The following is a 15,746-nucleotide window of genomic DNA, read 5'->3' on the forward strand; positions in this document are numbered from 1 at the left end:
CCACGGCTAGGGGATACGTATATATGTGCGGGATTGTCGGTTACATCGGCAAGCGCGATGTGGCGCCGCTGCTCCTTGAGGGCCTGCAGCGCCTGGAGTACCGGGGCTACGACTCGGCGGGCATAGTCGTCACCTCGCCCAAGACGGCCGGTCTGAAGATGGTCAAGGCCAAGGGCCGGGTCCGCGACCTGGAGGCCAAGGTCCCCGCGCGCTTCAAGGGCACCACCGGCATCGCCCACACCCGCTGGGCCACCCACGGCGCCCCGTCCGACGTCAACGCCCACCCGCACATGTCGGCCGACAACAAGGTCGCCGTCGTCCACAACGGCATCATCGACAACGCCTCCGACCTGCGCAGGAAGCTCGAAGCGGACGGCGTCGAGTTCCTCTCCGAGACCGACACCGAGGTCCTCACCCACCTCATCGCCCGCTCCCAGGCCACCACCCTGGAGGAGAAGGTCCGCCAGGCGGTACGGATCGTCGAGGGCACCTACGGCATCGCCGTCATGCACGCCGACTTCAACGACCGCATCGTCGTCGCCCGCAATGGCTCCCCCGTCGTCCTCGGCATCGGCGAGAAGGAGATGTTCGTCGCCTCGGACATCGCCGCGCTCGTGGCCCACACGCGCCAGATAGTGACGCTGGACGACGGCGAGATGGCGACGCTGAAGGCCGACGACTTCCGGACCTACACCACGGAAGGCACCCGCACCACGGCGGAGCCCACCACGGTGGAGTGGGAGGCGGCCTCGTACGACATGGGCGGCCACGACACGTACATGCACAAGGAGATCCACGAGCAGGCCGACGCCGTGGACCGCGTGCTGCGCGGCCGCATCGACGACCGCTTCTCCACCGTGCACCTCGGCGGCCTCAACCTGGACGCCCGCGAGGCGCGCCAGATCCGCCGCGTCAAGATCCTCGGCTGCGGCACCTCGTACCACGCCGGCATGATCGGCGCCCAGATGATCGAGGAGCTGGCCCGTATCCCCGCGGACGCCGAGCCGGCGTCGGAGTTCCGCTACCGCAACGCGGTCGTCGACCCCGACACCCTCTACATCGCCGTCTCCCAGTCCGGCGAGACGTACGACGTACTCGCGGCCGTCCAGGAGCTGAAGCGCAAGGGCGCCCGCGTCCTCGGCGTCGTGAACGTCGTCGGCTCGGCGATCGCCCGCGAGGCGGACGGCGGCATCTACGTCCACGCCGGCCCCGAGGTCTGCGTCGTCTCCACCAAGTGCTTCACCAACACCACGGTGGCCTTCGCGCTGCTGGCCCTGCACCTGGGCCGCACCCGGGACCTCTCGGTCCGCGACGGCAAGCGCATCATCGCGGGCCTGCGCAAGCTCCCCGCCCAGATCTCCGAGATGCTGGAGCAGGAGGAGGAGATCAAGAAGCTGGCCGAGCAGTACGCCGAGGCCCGCTCGATGCTCTTCATCGGCCGTGTCCGGGGCTACCCGGTGGCCCGTGAGGCCTCCCTGAAGCTCAAGGAGGTCTCCTACATCCACGCCGAGGCCTACCCCGCCTCCGAGCTCAAGCACGGCCCGCTGGCCCTGATCGAGCCCGCCCTCCCGACGGTCGCCATCGTCCCCGACGACGACCTCCTGGAGAAGAACCGCGCCGCCCTGGAGGAGATCAAGGCCCGCAGCGGCAAGATCCTCGCCGTCGCCCACCGGGAGCAGGAGAAGGCCGACCAGACGATCGTCGTCCCCAAGAACGAGGACGAACTGGACCCGATCCTCATGGGCATCCCCCTCCAACTCCTCGCCTACCACACGGCGTTGGCCCTGGGCCGCGACATCGACAAGCCGCGCAACCTGGCCAAGTCGGTCACGGTCGAGTAGGCAGGGAACGCGGCTGCGGCCGGGTGGGCGCGACCAGCCCCCACCCGGCCGCAGCGGCCGAACAAGAGGACGGACCCCCCGTGATGCCACCCATCACGGGGGGTCCGTTCATGACGCGCCGGGGCCGCCCAACGCCCCGACGCCGCTGCCAACTACCCGTGGCCGTCACACCACTCCGTCCGGCATCACGCGGGTTATGCCCTTCACAAGGGCACAAACACCTGTACGCGCCAGTAGACTTACGCGTTTCCGGAAGGGACGCGGAACGTCACGGAATGACGATGACCGGCCGCTGCGCCCGCTTGGCGAGCCGCCCGGCGACGGACCCGAAGATCCGCCCCACGATCCCGTGCGTGGACCCGACGACGATCGCGTCGGCCTCGTACTCCCGCCCCACCTCTTCGAGTTCGTGGCAGATGTCGCCGCCGCGCTCGACGAGGATCCAGGGCACTTCGGCCAGATAGTCGGCGCAGGCGAGCTCCAGCCCGAGGACCTCGGTGCGGTGATCGGGAACGTCGACGAAGACGGGCGGCTCGCAGCCGGCCCACACGGTCGTGGGCAGCCGATTGGCGACGTGCACGATGATCAGGCCCGAGCCGGAGCGGCGGGCCATACCGACGGCGTACGCGAGGGCGCGCTCACTGGACGTCGAACCGTCGAAGCCGACGACGACGCCGTGCTTGAAGGCGGGATCGCAGGACGGGCGTGCCTCTTCCGCCGCAAGGGGCTCGGCCGCCGTGTGATCGGCGACGGGCCGCCGCTTGCGGTCCGCGGAGTCGAAGAATTCGTGACCGGCCATGGGTGTCTCGGCGTTTGGATCCTCGTGTGGGACGTGGATGGGACGTCAGTGTGCGGCGGAGCCGTGTCCGGGAATCGTCTTCCCGACCCCATACCCCCAAGGGTACGACCGCACGCCTCCTCCGCCCAGATCCCGCACCGGCTGCGCGGGGTTCCAGGGAGCATGCACGAGCACCGGCCCGTAACGCAATGGTTGCTGCCACGTACAGCCGGTTTCCACAGGAACACGGACACGGCGGCACAGGTGTGCGCGTCGCCCCAGCGGGCAGCCGTGCCGCTGGGCGCGCTCATGGCCGTGCGTCCGTCCGCCGTGACTCCGGTGAGCGAAACCCACCCCACGGCAACCCGATCAGGCAGCGCCAGTGACCGACAGCTCGAACACGCGTTGAACCCCGGTAAGCCGCACCCCAGGGAGCCAAGGAGGGAGCCCGCCGTGTCCGTACCCCGCACCGCGCCCCAGCCCGTCCCCGAGGCCGACGAGATCCCCCCTCACCCCACCGACACCGCCACGGACGTGGTCCGCTGGGCGGCGTTCAGCTGCGTCCTCGTCCCGGTCGTGCTCGTCTGGTACGGCACCTCACTCGCCGGCGCGACGGGCGCGGCCCTCGGCCTCGCGGCGGTCACCGGCGTCTGCCGCGTCCTCCTGCGCCAGTCCGAACGCGGCGCGGCCCGCGCGGCGGCCGGCCGTTCGATGGCCGAAGATCGCACCCCCGGGCGCGGCCGGCGCGGACGCTCCGCCTCAGGGGCGCACAGGGGCGGACGGAACTCCGGCCCGAGTACGCCGGTCGACTGACCGGTTTCCGCGCACACCCCCGTATCTTTTCAGCCAACTTCGGTTACCTGCACGTCCCTTGGTCGAACACCCCTCCACCCCCCGTTCGACCTGCACTGAAAGGGGTCCAAGGGCCACGCGCACCCTACGTGGACCGGCCACGGGGACGAGGCGCACTTCCCTGCACGGCCCACGAGTGCAACGCTTCGTGATCGAATGCTTCACGCCAAGTTGCCATGTCGACAATGTGCCGGGTGGCGAACTGGTCACGCCGGCACCGCGCGACACAGTAGATTCGATCATGACTGTCTTACGGCGGGGGACTCGTGCAGGACCAAGGGGAAACGTGCAGGAGCGACACAACCGAGGAGCCGCGACCACCGAGGGGGGCTTAGCAGTATGAGCCACGACTCCACCGCCGCGCCGGAAGCCGCGGCCCGGAAGCTGTCCGGGCGACGCCGCAAGGAGATCGTCGCGGTGCTGCTGTTCAGCGGCGGTCCCATCTTCGAGAGTTCCATACCGCTGTCGGTGTTCGGGATCGACCGCCAGGACGCCGGCGTACCGCGGTACCGCCTACTGGTGTGCGCGGGCGAGGACGGCCCGCTGCGGACCACAGGGGGCCTGGAACTCACCGCACCGAACGGCCTTGAGGCGATCTCGCGGGCGGGCACGGTGGTCGTGCCCGCATGGCGTTCGATCACCTCACCGCCGCCGGAGGAGGCGCTCGACGCTCTGCGCCGAGCGCACGAAGAGGGTGCCCGCATCGTCGGGCTGTGCACCGGCGCCTTCGTGCTGGCCGCCGCCGGCCTGCTGGACGGCAGGCCCGCGACGACACACTGGATGTACGCGCCGACGCTGGCCAAGCGCTATCCGTCCGTCCACGTCGATCCACGTGAGCTCTTCGTGGACGACGGCGACGTACTGACCTCGGCCGGCACCGCGGCCGGGATCGATCTGTGTCTGCACATCGTGCGGACCGACCACGGGAACGAGGCGGCCGGCGCGCTGGCCCGTCGACTCGTCGTCCCACCCCGTCGATCGGGCGGCCAGGAGCGCTATCTCGATCGGTCTTTACCAGAGGAGATCGGCGCCGACCCGCTCGCCGAGGTCGTCGCCTGGGCGCTGGAGCACCTCCACGAGCAGTTCGACGTGGAGACACTCGCGGCGCGGGCGTACATGAGCCGTCGTACGTTCGACCGCCGGTTCCGTTCGCTCACCGGGAGCGCTCCCCTGCAGTGGCTGATCACCCAGCGCGTGCTGCAGGCGCAGCGTCTGCTGGAGACGTCGGACTACTCGGTGGACGAGGTCGCGGGGCGTTGCGGCTTCCGTTCGCCGGTGGCGCTGCGCGGGCACTTCCGGCGGCAGCTGGGCTCGTCCCCGGCGGCGTACCGGGCGGCGTACCGGGCCCGGCGTCCGCAGGGCGACAAGCCCGGCGACCACCACGACGGCCCGCACGGCGTCCCGGGGCCGTCCCCGATGTCGCCGGAGCACGCCCCGGTGCCGCTCCAGGCCCGCCGCACGGCCGCGGCGAGCGCCCTGGCGCCGTCGGCGTCCCTCTCCACGGAGGGCGCCAAGCCGGAGCTGTACGCGACGGGCCGTCTGCCGGGCCAGCGCAGCGCGCCGTAGCACTCCACGGCTCGTAGCGGCCCGGTCCTGCACCTGATCATCCCGGTGCAGGGCCGGGCCGTACGGCTGTCACGGGCCGTAAGGTGAGACACATGAACGATCGCATGGTGTGGATCGACTGCGAGATGACCGGCCTCTCGCTGTCCGACGACGCGCTCATCGAAGTGGCCGCCCTCGTCACCGACTCCGAGCTGAACGTGCTCGGCGAGGGGGTCGACATCGTCGTCCGCCCGCCGGACTCGACGCTGGAGACGATGCTGGAGGTGGTGCGCGAGATGCACACCGCGTCCGGCCTGCTCGACGCCCTGGCCGGCGGCACGACGCTCGCCGACGCCGAGGCGCAGGTCCTGGCGTACGTACGAGAGCACGTGAAGGAACCGCGCAAGGCCCCCCTCTGCGGCAACTCGGTGGGCACGGACCGAGGCTTCCTCCTCCGTGACATGCCGGCGCTGGAGAGCTACCTCCACTACCGCATCGTGGACGTCTCCTCGGTCAAGGAGCTGGCCCGCCGCTGGTACCCGCGGGCGTACTTCAACAGCCCGGAGAAGAACGGCAACCACCGGGCCCTCGCCGACATCCGCGAATCCATCGCCGAGCTCCGCTACTACCGCGAGGCGATCTTCGTCCCGCAGCCCGGCCCCGACTCGGAGACGGCCCGCGCCATCGCCGCGAAGCACGTCCTGCCCGCGCTGTAGCCCGTCACCGGGGCCCCGGCCGGGCCCCGAAAGCCCCCCACCGAAACGCGTGCGCGGGCACCCCTGAAGACCCTGTACACTTTTTCTCGGCCGGTCGGTGAAACCTTCGGATGAACCGCCGGTCATGGTGGGTGTAGCTCAGCTGGTAGAGCACCTGGTTGTGGTCCAGGATGCCGCGGGTTCGAGTCCCGTCACTCACCCTGGTGAATCGGCCCCGGTCCGCGAAAGCGGACCGGGGCCGATTCGGTTCGTCAGGTCTGCCGCCGATGGCCGCGCCAAGCCGCGAACAGGCCCGTGCCGACAGAAGTGACAGCGGCGAACGCTTCGGGCCCGGCCAAGAGGAACACCGCCGTGACCACCGTGAGCAAGCCCACCAGGGCGATGAAATCGAGTGCGCGTTCCGCGAGCGCCCCACGAGCCGTCGCACGCGCTCCCTGCTCGGTCGAACGCTTCGTGGCATGTGATTTATCGGTCATGCCGCCAGTGAAGCCGGGCCGAGTGGGAATGCTCATGCCGTCGAACGGTCCCGCAGCATCCCGGACGTGACCGGACGTCCCCGAACGTCCTCGGACGGCCGGGGGCTCTCCTGCGCCGGATGGCGGGCACGGGTGTCGGAGAGGGGACGGCGTGGACGTGCAGCAGGGGCTCGCGGAGTTGGCCGCGGACTTGAAGACCCTTCAGATCCGGCACGGGAACCCCGCTCTGCGCGAGATCGAACGGCATGCCCCCGCAGAGCGCCCGCTCCCGCCGTCGACCGTCAGCGAGGTACTCAACGGCAAGCGCCTGCCGCGACTCGACCTGCTGCTCGCGCTCGTGCAGACGTTGCTGGGCTTCACCGACAGAGGACACGAACCGGTTGCGCCGCGTGACCCTCGGCTCGAGTTCTGGCGTGATCGCTGGAGCGCCCTTCAACTCCTTCAGAGCTCGACCAGGCAGACCACCGCCTCAGCCGAGGGGGAGCGACCGTCAGAGGTGGCGCGACCACCCGCGCCCGATCGACCGGCCGACGCGTCCGCGTTCGACGAGCCGCCGCGAACGGTCCGTATCTTCGTGGCGATGCCCGGCACCTCGATGGGCGACGAGGCCCGCTGGACGAACATCCCGGAGATCCGGCGCGAGCTTCTGGATCCCGTGGCCGCCCTTGTCGGCGAGGCGATGGAGTGCGAGACACAACTGGTCATCGAGAAGGAGAAGACGTCCATGGGGACGATCCACCTCTCGATGTTCCGGGAGGCCGTGGACGCCGACGTCTACATAGCCGACCTGAGCGGCGCCAATCCCAATGTCTACCTCGAACTCGGCGTCCGCTGGGCGCTGCGCGACGCGGTGACCGTACTGATCGCCCAGGACGTCCGCGAGGTCCTGTTCAACGCCTCGGCGAGCCGGGTGATCAGCTACGGCCCCATGCCGGACGAGCTCAAGGAGGCCCAGCGGCAGATCACTCAGGCCGTCGTCGGGGGACTGCGTCGGCCGGAACACGTGGACAGCCCGGTGCGCGAGGGCTCCGACTACGTCACCGTGCCGCGCTCCCAGTACGAGGGGCTGGCCACGGAGATCGCGGGCCTGCGCTCACAGCAGGGCGAGGACCTCATCGACGCCGCGCTCGCCCTGGGCGGCGACGACCCGACCCGCGCCATCGAGTTGCTGCACGACGCCGTGGACCGCAACCCGTCGAGCCTGCGCGGGCACTTCGAGCTGGGTGTGGCGCTCCGCCGTGAGAACCGCCACGCCGAGGCGGAGGCCGCACTGCGGATCTGTGTCCGGCTGCGGACCGACCACGCCCCGAGCTGGCGTGAGCTGGGCACCACGCGCAGCAAGCGCGGGGCGCTCCAGTCGGCCGCGGACGCCTTCGCCCGCGCGGTCGAACTCGACGACTCCGACGCGGAGACGTGGGCCACTCTCGGCGGCCTGCACCGGCGTCTGGCCCGCCGGGACCTTCCCGAGCGGTTCGACACCACGGAGTTGGAGAGGGCCCTCAGCAGCTACCGCCGGGCCAGCGAGCTGAGCGGCAACGACACCTATCCGCGGCTCAACGAGGCCCGGGTGGAACTGCTGCTCCACGGAGTCCGCGGCACCGACCCCACCCCCGTCTTCGGCCGCTTCCGCCGCCTGGAGCACTTGGCGCGCTTCGCCGCGGAGGACGCGGTGGGGACCGACCCATGGCCTGTCTTCGACCTCGCGGACACCCTGCTGCTGACAGGCCGCGAGGAGGAGGGTCTCGCGGAGCTACGGAAGGCGGTCGGCCTGGTACGGCCGCACGAGATGGAGTCGGTACTGTCGTCCGTGGTGGCGCCCCTCCAGGACTTCCTGAACTGCCCCCAACTGCTCGCCCCGGCCACGGTGAACGCCGTGAGCGCGGCGGTCGCCGAGTGCCTGCGGCATCTGCCCCGGCGGGACCAGGACTGACGGCAGGCCCACCGGCCCACGCATCGCGGGATCAGGAAGCGGGCGCCGCGCCCCGCCAGGCCTCCGCGAACCCCTGTACGCGCGCGAAGCGTTCGGCCGGGTCGGGGCGCGTGGCCCGCTCCAGTACGGCCAGTTGGGCCGCCGTGCCACGCCAGGCGCGCTCCTCGTCACCCGCGTCGAGGAGGAGGCGGGCGATGCGGCCGAGGACGTACACGGTCGTACGGATATCGATGACGGCGCCGCGTTCGAACTCCTCCGGGGCCATGAGACGGGTGGAGCCCGGCAACCGCTCGGCGTCCAGCACGAAGGGGCCGGGCCGGTACTCGTCGAGGTCGACCAAGTGCGTCTGGTGCGCCGTGAAGTCGTACAGCAGGGCTCCGTCGTAGAGATCCACGGCGACGTGCCCAGCGGCCTCCACGGCGAGATGAGCGTCGAGTACGCGGTCGATGGCCGCCTCGACCCGAGCGACGGGCAGGGCCCGGAAGCGGGCCATCGGGCTGCCCGGGGTCGTACGGTCGCGCCGGCCGCGCTCGGCGGGGTCGTACAGCACCTCACCGTCCCGCCAGGGCATGACCACGGCCGCCGCCCCGGCCCGTAACGCGATCCGGTGCACCTGCGGGACGATCACCGGGTGCCGCACGGCCCGGTGAAAGTCCCACGCCCGCTCCAACGACCGCCGCCCCACCGCTTCGACGGCCGTCTTCACGAACCACCGCTCAGCACGGTCGGGCAACCGCACCCCGTACGCCACACACCCCGAGTCCTGCTTCTCGAACACCCGGAAGACCTCACCGATCCGGGCCAGACACTCCGCCACCGGGCCGTCGATCCGCTCCAGGCCCAACAGCGGGTGGTGGTCCGGGCTTTGCCCTGCACCAAGGTTCTCCATGGAGGCCAGGCTGCCAGCAGCACGCCCCAGCCGCGGCGGGGCGTGCTGCCACACGTGCCCGGACGTCGGGCCCGCCGCTACAACCTCTCCCCTCTCGACCGCGCGTTGCTCCTGGCAACGCCTTCACTCAGGGCTTCGGACCGAGTCACCGGCTTGAGCCGTTCCTGTCGGGCGTCCCACTCCTGCCCGCCACCGACTGGCCGCAGTTGCACGTACGGACCGACGAACCCCATCACCCTGCCGATCCGCCCGGTCCCCGCGTCCCGAACAACGTCGCCGACGCTCACCGGCAGCGGGCCGGGACGGCGGGGAGGTTCGCAGGTGCTCATCACGCCACCGCCTTCGCGCCGATCACGTGATCATCGAGATCGACACCGAAGTCCGCCGCGAGCACCACCAGGGCGACCCTCCGCCGAGACTGCCGGGCCTGCTCCCGCTCGGACTCGACGACGTACGGGCGGACCATGGCGGTGGCGCCGCCGTCGAGCGGGCCGTGAAGCCCGTACGGGGACCGCTGGGCCAGGAGTCGTCGCGGGGCCGTGGGCAACGCGTGCGGTCGAGGCACCGTAAGTGATCCGGCAGGCCGGGAAACGGCCCGTCGCCTGCCGGTGCCGGGGGCGACAACGCCCAGGGCCCATCGCAGGAACGCGTGGATAATGCTCACTGTCGTCAGCTCCTTCGAAGCTGGTGGCCATGCCCCGGGAGGTCGCACAACCTCGCCGGGGTCTTTCCATGTCGAGAGATTACGCCACTTGTAAGGTGTTGTCAGGTGATGTCACATGGCTTCACGTATCGATAGGCATCGTCGCAGGTCAAATAGGGTCGATATATGACTGTCGACCTTGAAGGACCTGAGCCGCTGTACGAACAGATCGCCGTCATACTCAGCGCGCGCATCGCGGACGGCACGTACCCTCCCCGCCGCCGGGTCCCGTCCGAGGCGGCCATCTGCGACGAGTTCAGCGTCTCGCGCCCGACCGCACGATCCGCTCTTCAGCTCCTGAGTCAGCGCGGCCTCATCGTCACTGTGCGCGGGAAGGGGTCGTTCGTCATGGAGCAGACGAACCCGGGCGCAACCGGAGACAGCGACTCCACCGACTGAAACTCGGCGCTACGCGCGGGGCGAAAGATCACACCACTCGGCTGTCTTCACCCCACTGTGGTGACCATGCCTAACCGAGTAGCCGTCCTGTCCGATATTCACGGAGTCCTGCCGGCCCTGGAGGCAGTGCTCGCTGAACTCACATGCCGTTCGTCCGCATCGCCCACGGCCGACTCGTGAACAACCCCGGCAGCGTCGGCATGCCCTACGGACGAGCCGGAGCACACTGGGCCCTCCTGGGCCCAGGCGTCGAACTCCGCACCACGCACTTCGACGTCCAAGCCGCGGCCACCCAGCTCAGCCAGGAATCGTCCTACCCCGACATCACCGAATGGGCCGACTACTTCCTGCACGCACGCGCGACCGACGCCGACGCCCTCGCAGCCTTCGCCCCACGCGACGGACGCGACGGACGCGACGGACGCGACGGACGCGACGGACGCGACGGACGCGACCACAGGCCATGACCCGCCGCCACTTTCCCAGCGCACGCACGTGCGGCCCCGGGGAGCAGCAGCCGCCCCCTCAGGAAGAAGCCCGCGCCACCAGTTCCGTGGGCAGCATCACCTGGCGTCGCTCCAGCCCCCGGGACACCGCCGGGCGGCGGTCCGCGATCTCGTCGAGGAGGAGGTCGATCATGGCGCGGCCCATTTCCACTATGGGCTGGCGGACGCTCGTCATCGGGGGATCCATGTGGCGGGCGATCGCCGAGTCGTCGTAGCCGACGAGGGCCACGTCGTCGGGTATGCGGCGGCCGGCCTCGCGGAGGACCTGGCGGGCGCCGGCGGCCATCACGTCGGACTCGGCGAAGACCGCGTCGAGGTCGGGGCAGCGGGACAGCAGCTCCGCCATGGCCCGTCGGCCGCCCTCCTCCGTGAAGTCGCCGGGGACGATCAGACGCTCGTCGACCTCGCGGCCGGCGTCCTCCAGGGCCTCGCGGTAGCCGACGACGCGGCGCTGGGCGCCGTAGACGTCCAGGCGGCCGGTGATGGTGGCGATCCGGGTGCGGCCTCGTTCGAGCAGGTGCTCCACCGCCGAGCGGCCGCCGCCGTAGTTGTCGGAGTCGACGGAGGGGAGGGTTTCCAGCTCTGAACGGGGGCCGCTGATGACCGCCGGGATTTCCAGTTGTGACAGCAAATCGGGGAGCGGGTCGTCCGCGTGGACCGAGACCAGGAGGACGCCGTCGACGCGGTGCGCGGCCAGGTACTGGGCCAGGCGGCGGCGCTCCCGGTCGCTGCCCGCGAAGATCAGCAGGAGCTGCATCTCCGTGTCGGACAGCTGGGCCCCCACGCCCTTGAGGATGTCGGAGAAGTAGGGCTCCGCGAAGAAGCGGGTCTCCGGCTCGGGCACGACCATCGCGATCGCGTCCGTACGGTTCGCCGCGAGCGCGCGGGCCGCCGTGTTCGGGACGTAGCCGAGCTCCGCGACCGCCGCCTCGACCGCCGCGCGGGTCGCGTCGCTGACCCGGGGCGAGCCGTTGATCACCCGGGACACCGTCCCCCGGCCCACACCGGCCCGTGCGGCGACCTCTTCCAACGTCGGCCGCCCACCGCTCCGGCCCCGTGCTCCGTGGCCTGTCACCATGGTCGCCTCCCGTTCACACCGCGCTGGCGTGGAATCTAACAGTCCTGATCCTCGTACGACGTCCAGGAAGTGGTCATTCGGGTTTCGGCGCCGCCCCGGGACGACGTCGGCGGACCGGGCCCGCCACCGGCGACGGCGTCCCGCCCGGCACGACCGGCACCCCCGGTCGCACACGACCGGTTACACGAGTCCAACGGTGTCGGCGACCGGGAGGCCGGGCCCGGCGGCACCGGTACGGCCCGGACCCCGCCGCCGCCGACGCCTCGAACCCGGCCCCTTCCCGCCGATCTCCGACGACCTCTGAAGCCCCACCCGCCCCACGTCGGCGATTTCCGGGCATGCCCGGCCGCCGATCCCGGGGTTTGTTAACAGCCCGATAACCGAAGACATCTCTCCGCGCTCGCTCCCTTGACACCCCCGCACGAACCGACGACTCTTCAACACATCACTCGTGGGAGCGCTCCCACAGTACCTGGCACTTACACATCCCGCACGTTCCCCGCCCGAGCCGCAGCATGAACAATTGGGCCCAACAACGCAGTTGGCCGGGGGGTCGGCACGTCAGGGCATCAGGAGGACGCAATGCGAGCACGTACCCTCCCGCACTCCCGGCTCCGGTCGGGTGGGGGCACCCGTATCGCCCGCAGGACGCGCAGGACGGTGGCCATAGCGGCCGTCGCGGCGCTGGGCGCCGGGCTGCTGGCCGGCTGTGCCGACGACGGCAAGGACGAGGACGGTTCGTCGTCGGACGGCGGCGGCGGTGGCAAGACCAAGATCACCCTGGGACTCTTCGGAAGCTTCGGCTTCGAGGAGGCCGGCCTCTACGCCGAGTACGAGAAGCTGAACCCGAAGATCGACATCGACCAGACGGTGATCGAGCGGAACGAGAACTACTACCCGCCGCTGGTCAACCACCTCACGACCAACAGCGGTCTGCAGGACATCCAGGGCATCGAGGTCGGCAACATAGCCGAGGTGGTGAACAACTACTCCGACAAGTTCGTCGACCTGTCGAAGTACGGCAAGGAGAGCGACTACCTGCCCTGGAAGTGGCAGCAGGGGACCTCGAAGGACGGCTCGACGATCGGTCTCGGCACCGACGTCGGTCCGATGGCCATCTGCTACCGCAAGGACCTGTTCGAGGCGGCCGGCCTGCCCACCGACCGCGAGGAGGTCGGCAAGCTGTGGACGGGCGACTGGGCGAAGCTCGTCGAGGCCGGCAAGGACTACAAGGCGAAGGCCCCCAAGGGCACCACCTTCATGGACTCGCCCGGCGGCCTGTTCAACGCCATCATCGGCAGTGAGAACGAGCGGTTCTACGACGCCTCCGGCAAGGTCATCTACAAGACGAACCCGGCCGTCAAGAAGGCGTTCGACCTGACGGCCGAGGCGGCCGAGGACGGTCTGGTCGGCAACCAGACGCAGTTCCAGCCGGCCTGGGAGACGACGATCTCCAACAGCAAGTTCGCCGCGATGGCCTGCCCGCCGTGGATGCTCGGCTACATCGAGAGCAAGTCGAAGCCGGAGAGCGCCGGCAAGTGGGACGTGGCCGCGCCCCCGAAGGCCGCCAACTGGGGCGGATCCTTCCTCGCCGTGCCGAAGTCGGGCAAGAACGCCGAGGAGGCCGCGAAGCTGGCCGCCTGGCTGACCGCGCCCGAGCAGCAGGCGAAGCTCTTCGCCAAGCGCGGCAGCTTCCCGACCGCGCAGGCCGCGTACGACCTGCCGGAGGTGAAGGACGCGAAGAACAAGATGACCGGTGACGCCCCGATCGGCCAGATCTACGCGCCGCTGGCCGCGGAGCTCCCGGTGCAGGTGGTCGGCCCGAAGGACCAGATCATCCAGCAGGGCCTGACCGACAACGGCGTCATCCTCGTGACCCAGGGCAAGTCGCCCAAGGAGGCCTGGGAGAACGCGGTCAAGACCATCGACAACAACCTGGAGAAGTGACCGGTCATGGCCACCCGGCACGACACCGCCGCCGCGCCCCCCGTCAAGGAGGGGGGCGCGGCCCCGGCCCGTCCGCCCGTCGAGTCCCCTGAGACGATCAGGAAGCGGGCCCGGCTGTCCCGCCGCTGGCAGCGCGACGTGCGCTGGAGCCCGTACGCCTTCGTCTCGCCGTTCTTCCTGCTCTTCGTCGCGTTCGGCATGTTCCCGCTGATCTACACGGCGTGGGCCTCGCTGCACACGGTGGAGCTGACCGCGCCCACCGACATGGAGTGGGCGGGGCTGCGCAACTACACCCGGATCTTCGACGACGAGTTCTACTGGAACGCGGCGAAGAACACCTTCACCATCGGGATCATCTCGACCGTCCCGCAGTTGATGATGGCGCTGGGCATCGCGCACCTCCTCAACTACAAGCTGCGCGCCTCGACCTTCTACCGGGTCGTGATGCTCGCGCCGTACGCCACGTCGATCGTCGCGGCGTCCCTCGTCTTCGTGCTGCTCTTCGGCCGTGACTACGGCATGATCAACTGGTTCCTGGGTCTGTTCGGCGTCGACAACATCGACTGGCAGAACGACAAGTGGTACGCGCAGTTCGCCGTCTCGTCCATCGTCGTCTGGCGCTGGACCGGCTACAACGCGTTGATCTACCTGGCCGCGATGCAGGCGATCCCGCAGGACCTGTACGAGTCGGCGGCCCTCGACGGCGCCAGCCGCTGGAAGCAGTTCCTCCATGTGACGCTGCCGTCGCTGCGCCCGACGATCCTGTTCACCATCGTCGTGTCGACCATCGGCGCCTCGCAGCTCTTCGCCGAGCCGCTGATGTTCGACGCCAACAAGGGCGCCTCCGGCGGACCCCAGCACCAGTTCCAGACGCTCGGCCTGTACATGTACGAGCAGGGCTGGGTGAACCAGCACCTGGGCCGTGCCTCCGCCATCGCCTGGACGATGTTCCTGATCCTCATCGTGGTCGGAATCATCAACTACGTCATCTCGCGCCGGCTGCGCGCCAGTAGTTAGGAGACCGGCCGTGACGACGACACTCACCAAACCCCCGGCCGACGCGGTACCCGAGCCGCCGAAGAACGGGAAGCGCAAGCGCGGACTGAAGGCGGCGCGCGCGGGCGGGCAGCACCACGCCGGGCCCATCGCTTACGTCATCCTCGCCGTGTTCACCCTCGTCTCGCTGTTCCCGCTGTTCTGGACAGCGGTCGCGGCATCGCGTGACAACGCGCGGCTGGCGGAGACCCCGCCGCCGTTCTGGTTCGGCGCGAACCTCTTCGACAAGCTCGAAGTGGCCTGGAGCGACGCCAATCTGGGCGAGGCGTTCCTCAACACGACGATCGTGGCGGGCGTTTCCTCGCTGACCATCGTCTTCCTGTCCACGATCGCCGGCTTCGCCTTCGCCAAGCTGCGCTTCAGGGGCCGGGGCGCCCTGATGCTGATCGTGATCGGCACGATGATGGTGCCGCCGCAGCTCCAGGTGATCCCGCTGTACATGATGGTCGCCAAGCTCGACTGGACCGACCAGCTCCAGGCGGTGATCCTGCCCTCGTTGGTCAGCGCGTTCGGCGTGTTCTTCATGCGGCAGTACCTGATCCAGGCGCTGCCCGACGAGATCATCGAGGCGGCCCGCGTCGACGGCGCGAGCAGCTGGCGGGTGATCTGGCACGTGGTGTTCCCGGCCGCGCGGCCCGCGATGGCCGTCCTGGGCATGCTGATGTTCGTCCAGACCTGGAACGACTTCCTGTGGCCGTTCCTCGTCCTGACCCAGCTGGGCAACCCGACCGTGCAGGTCGCGGTGGCCGGTCTGGGCCGCGGCTACACCCCCGACCAGGCCCTGATCATGGCGGGCGCGCTGCTCAGCACGCTTCCGCTGCTGCTGGTCTTCGCGATCTTCGGCAAGCAGATCGTGGGGGGCATCATGCAGGGCGCGGTGAAGGGCTGAGGCCCGGGTTCGCTGCCGTACGTCTTTCTCACCGGGGGTCGGGTCACCGCCGCCTCGACCCCCTTCCCTCTCTCCCCCCCTGCCTATCCGCCCTTCTCCTTTTCTGCGCCTGTTCCTCTCCCCCCACCCACCTCCGTCGGT

Annotated in this window: 14 protein-coding genes, 1 tRNA gene and 1 pseudogene; 11 read left to right on the plus strand and 5 right to left on the minus strand. The window is 69.9% G+C overall.

The window, feature by feature from the left end; translation table 11 throughout:
• The first annotated feature begins 23 nt into the window (after nucleotides 1-23).
• Nucleotides 24-1,841, plus strand: coding sequence for a glutamine--fructose-6-phosphate transaminase (isomerizing) (glmS, locus tag OG202_RS18475; protein ID WP_326582596.1), 1,818 nt, complete (start codon nucleotides 24-26; stop codon nucleotides 1,839-1,841).
• 268 nt (nucleotides 1,842-2,109) lie between these two features.
• Here glmS and OG202_RS18480 read toward each other — a convergent pair whose 3' ends face one another.
• Complete coding sequence (locus OG202_RS18480) at nucleotides 2,110-2,640, minus strand: universal stress protein (protein WP_326582595.1); 531 nt, start codon at nucleotides 2,638-2,640, stop codon at nucleotides 2,110-2,112.
• 432 nt (nucleotides 2,641-3,072) lie between these two features.
• Here OG202_RS18480 and OG202_RS18485 point away from each other — a divergent pair, with 432 nt between their 5' ends.
• The 4 genes from OG202_RS18485 (at nucleotide 3,073) to OG202_RS18500 (ending at nucleotide 5,932) form a co-directional block, all read left to right on the plus strand.
• Nucleotides 3,073-3,432, plus strand: coding sequence for a hypothetical protein (locus OG202_RS18485; protein WP_405961121.1), 360 nt, complete (start codon nucleotides 3,073-3,075; stop codon nucleotides 3,430-3,432).
• Between the two features lie 378 nt (nucleotides 3,433-3,810).
• Nucleotides 3,811-5,037, plus strand: coding sequence for a helix-turn-helix domain-containing protein (locus OG202_RS18490; protein WP_326582594.1), 1,227 nt, complete (start codon nucleotides 3,811-3,813; stop codon nucleotides 5,035-5,037).
• A gap of 92 nt (nucleotides 5,038-5,129) precedes the next feature.
• A complete protein-coding gene (gene orn, locus OG202_RS18495) occupies nucleotides 5,130-5,732 on the plus strand; it encodes an oligoribonuclease (protein ID WP_326582593.1) in 603 nt (200 codons plus the stop codon).
• Between the two features lie 127 nt (nucleotides 5,733-5,859).
• Nucleotides 5,860-5,932 (plus strand) — tRNA-His (locus OG202_RS18500).
• 51 nt (nucleotides 5,933-5,983) lie between these two features.
• Here OG202_RS18500 and OG202_RS18505 read toward each other — a convergent pair.
• Complete coding sequence (locus tag OG202_RS18505) at nucleotides 5,984-6,244, minus strand: hypothetical protein (protein ID WP_326582591.1); 261 nt, start codon at nucleotides 6,242-6,244, stop codon at nucleotides 5,984-5,986.
• A 115-nt stretch (nucleotides 6,245-6,359) separates the two neighbouring features.
• Here OG202_RS18505 and OG202_RS18510 point away from each other — a divergent pair, with 115 nt between their 5' ends.
• Nucleotides 6,360-8,138: a tetratricopeptide repeat-containing protein gene (locus OG202_RS18510; RefSeq protein ID WP_326582590.1), complete on the plus strand. Its 1,779-nt coding sequence runs from the start codon at nucleotides 6,360-6,362 to the stop codon at nucleotides 8,136-8,138.
• Between the two features lie 31 nt (nucleotides 8,139-8,169).
• Here OG202_RS18510 and OG202_RS18515 read toward each other — a convergent pair whose 3' ends face one another.
• On the minus strand, nucleotides 8,170-9,027 hold the full coding sequence (locus tag OG202_RS18515; RefSeq protein ID WP_327729577.1) for a serine/threonine protein kinase: 858 nt from the start codon (nucleotides 9,025-9,027) through the stop codon (nucleotides 8,170-8,172).
• Nucleotides 9,028-9,355: 328 nt separating this feature from the next.
• Nucleotides 9,356-9,592: a hypothetical protein gene (locus tag OG202_RS18520; RefSeq protein ID WP_327729576.1), complete on the minus strand. Its 237-nt coding sequence runs from the start codon at nucleotides 9,590-9,592 to the stop codon at nucleotides 9,356-9,358.
• 264 nt (nucleotides 9,593-9,856) lie between these two features.
• Here OG202_RS18520 and OG202_RS18525 point away from each other — a divergent pair, with 264 nt between their 5' ends.
• On the plus strand, nucleotides 9,857-10,129 hold the full coding sequence (locus OG202_RS18525) for a GntR family transcriptional regulator (RefSeq protein WP_327729575.1): 273 nt from the start codon (nucleotides 9,857-9,859) through the stop codon (nucleotides 10,127-10,129).
• A 137-nt stretch (nucleotides 10,130-10,266) separates the two neighbouring features.
• A pseudogene (locus OG202_RS18530) lies at nucleotides 10,267-10,596 on the plus strand (hypothetical protein); the annotation flags it as partial.
• 58 nt (nucleotides 10,597-10,654) lie between these two features.
• Here the strand turns inward: OG202_RS18530 and OG202_RS18535 are convergent.
• Nucleotides 10,655-11,710, minus strand: a complete 1,056-nt coding sequence (locus OG202_RS18535; RefSeq protein ID WP_326585813.1) for a LacI family DNA-binding transcriptional regulator — start codon at nucleotides 11,708-11,710, stop codon at nucleotides 10,655-10,657.
• Between the two features lie 585 nt (nucleotides 11,711-12,295).
• On the opposite strand from OG202_RS18535, the gene OG202_RS18540 reads away from it, so the two are divergent.
• From OG202_RS18540 to OG202_RS18550, 3 genes are read left to right on the plus strand one after another with little or no spacing between them, the layout of a single operon-like run.
• Complete coding sequence (locus OG202_RS18540; RefSeq protein ID WP_327729574.1) at nucleotides 12,296-13,660, plus strand: extracellular solute-binding protein; 1,365 nt, start codon at nucleotides 12,296-12,298, stop codon at nucleotides 13,658-13,660.
• A gap of 6 nt (nucleotides 13,661-13,666) precedes the next feature.
• Nucleotides 13,667-14,677, plus strand: coding sequence for a carbohydrate ABC transporter permease (locus OG202_RS18545; RefSeq protein WP_327729573.1), 1,011 nt, complete (start codon nucleotides 13,667-13,669; stop codon nucleotides 14,675-14,677).
• A 10-nt stretch (nucleotides 14,678-14,687) separates the two neighbouring features.
• Complete coding sequence (locus OG202_RS18550; protein WP_327729572.1) at nucleotides 14,688-15,605, plus strand: carbohydrate ABC transporter permease; 918 nt, start codon at nucleotides 14,688-14,690, stop codon at nucleotides 15,603-15,605.
• The last annotated feature ends 141 nt before the right edge of the window (nucleotides 15,606-15,746 follow it).

The sequence above is a fragment of the Streptomyces sp. NBC_00310 genome (assembly GCF_036208085.1).
GTDB lineage: Bacteria > Actinomycetota > Actinomycetes > Streptomycetales > Streptomycetaceae > Streptomyces.

What these genes read in the sequence shown, in the direction of transcription:
- OG202_RS18515 (WP_327729577.1), bottom strand. Translation starts at nt 9,027, where the DNA reads ATGGAGAACCTTGGTGCAGGGCAAAGCCCGGACCACCACCCGCTGTTG.
- OG202_RS18505 (WP_326582591.1), bottom strand. Translation starts at nt 6,244, where the DNA reads ATGAGCATTCCCACTCGGCCCGGCTTCACTGGCGGCATGACCGATAAA.
- OG202_RS18480 (WP_326582595.1), bottom strand. Translation starts at nt 2,640, where the DNA reads ATGGCCGGTCACGAATTCTTCGACTCCGCGGACCGCAAGCGGCGGCCC.
- OG202_RS18525 (WP_327729575.1), top strand. Translation starts at nt 9,857, where the DNA reads ATGACTGTCGACCTTGAAGGACCTGAGCCGCTGTACGAACAGATCGCC.
- OG202_RS18545 (WP_327729573.1), top strand. Translation starts at nt 13,667, where the DNA reads ATGGCCACCCGGCACGACACCGCCGCCGCGCCCCCCGTCAAGGAGGGG.
- glmS (WP_326582596.1), top strand. Translation starts at nt 24, where the DNA reads ATGTGCGGGATTGTCGGTTACATCGGCAAGCGCGATGTGGCGCCGCTG.
- OG202_RS18540 (WP_327729574.1), top strand. Translation starts at nt 12,296, where the DNA reads ATGCGAGCACGTACCCTCCCGCACTCCCGGCTCCGGTCGGGTGGGGGC.
- OG202_RS18490 (WP_326582594.1), top strand. Translation starts at nt 3,811, where the DNA reads ATGAGCCACGACTCCACCGCCGCGCCGGAAGCCGCGGCCCGGAAGCTG.
- orn (WP_326582593.1), top strand. Translation starts at nt 5,130, where the DNA reads ATGAACGATCGCATGGTGTGGATCGACTGCGAGATGACCGGCCTCTCG.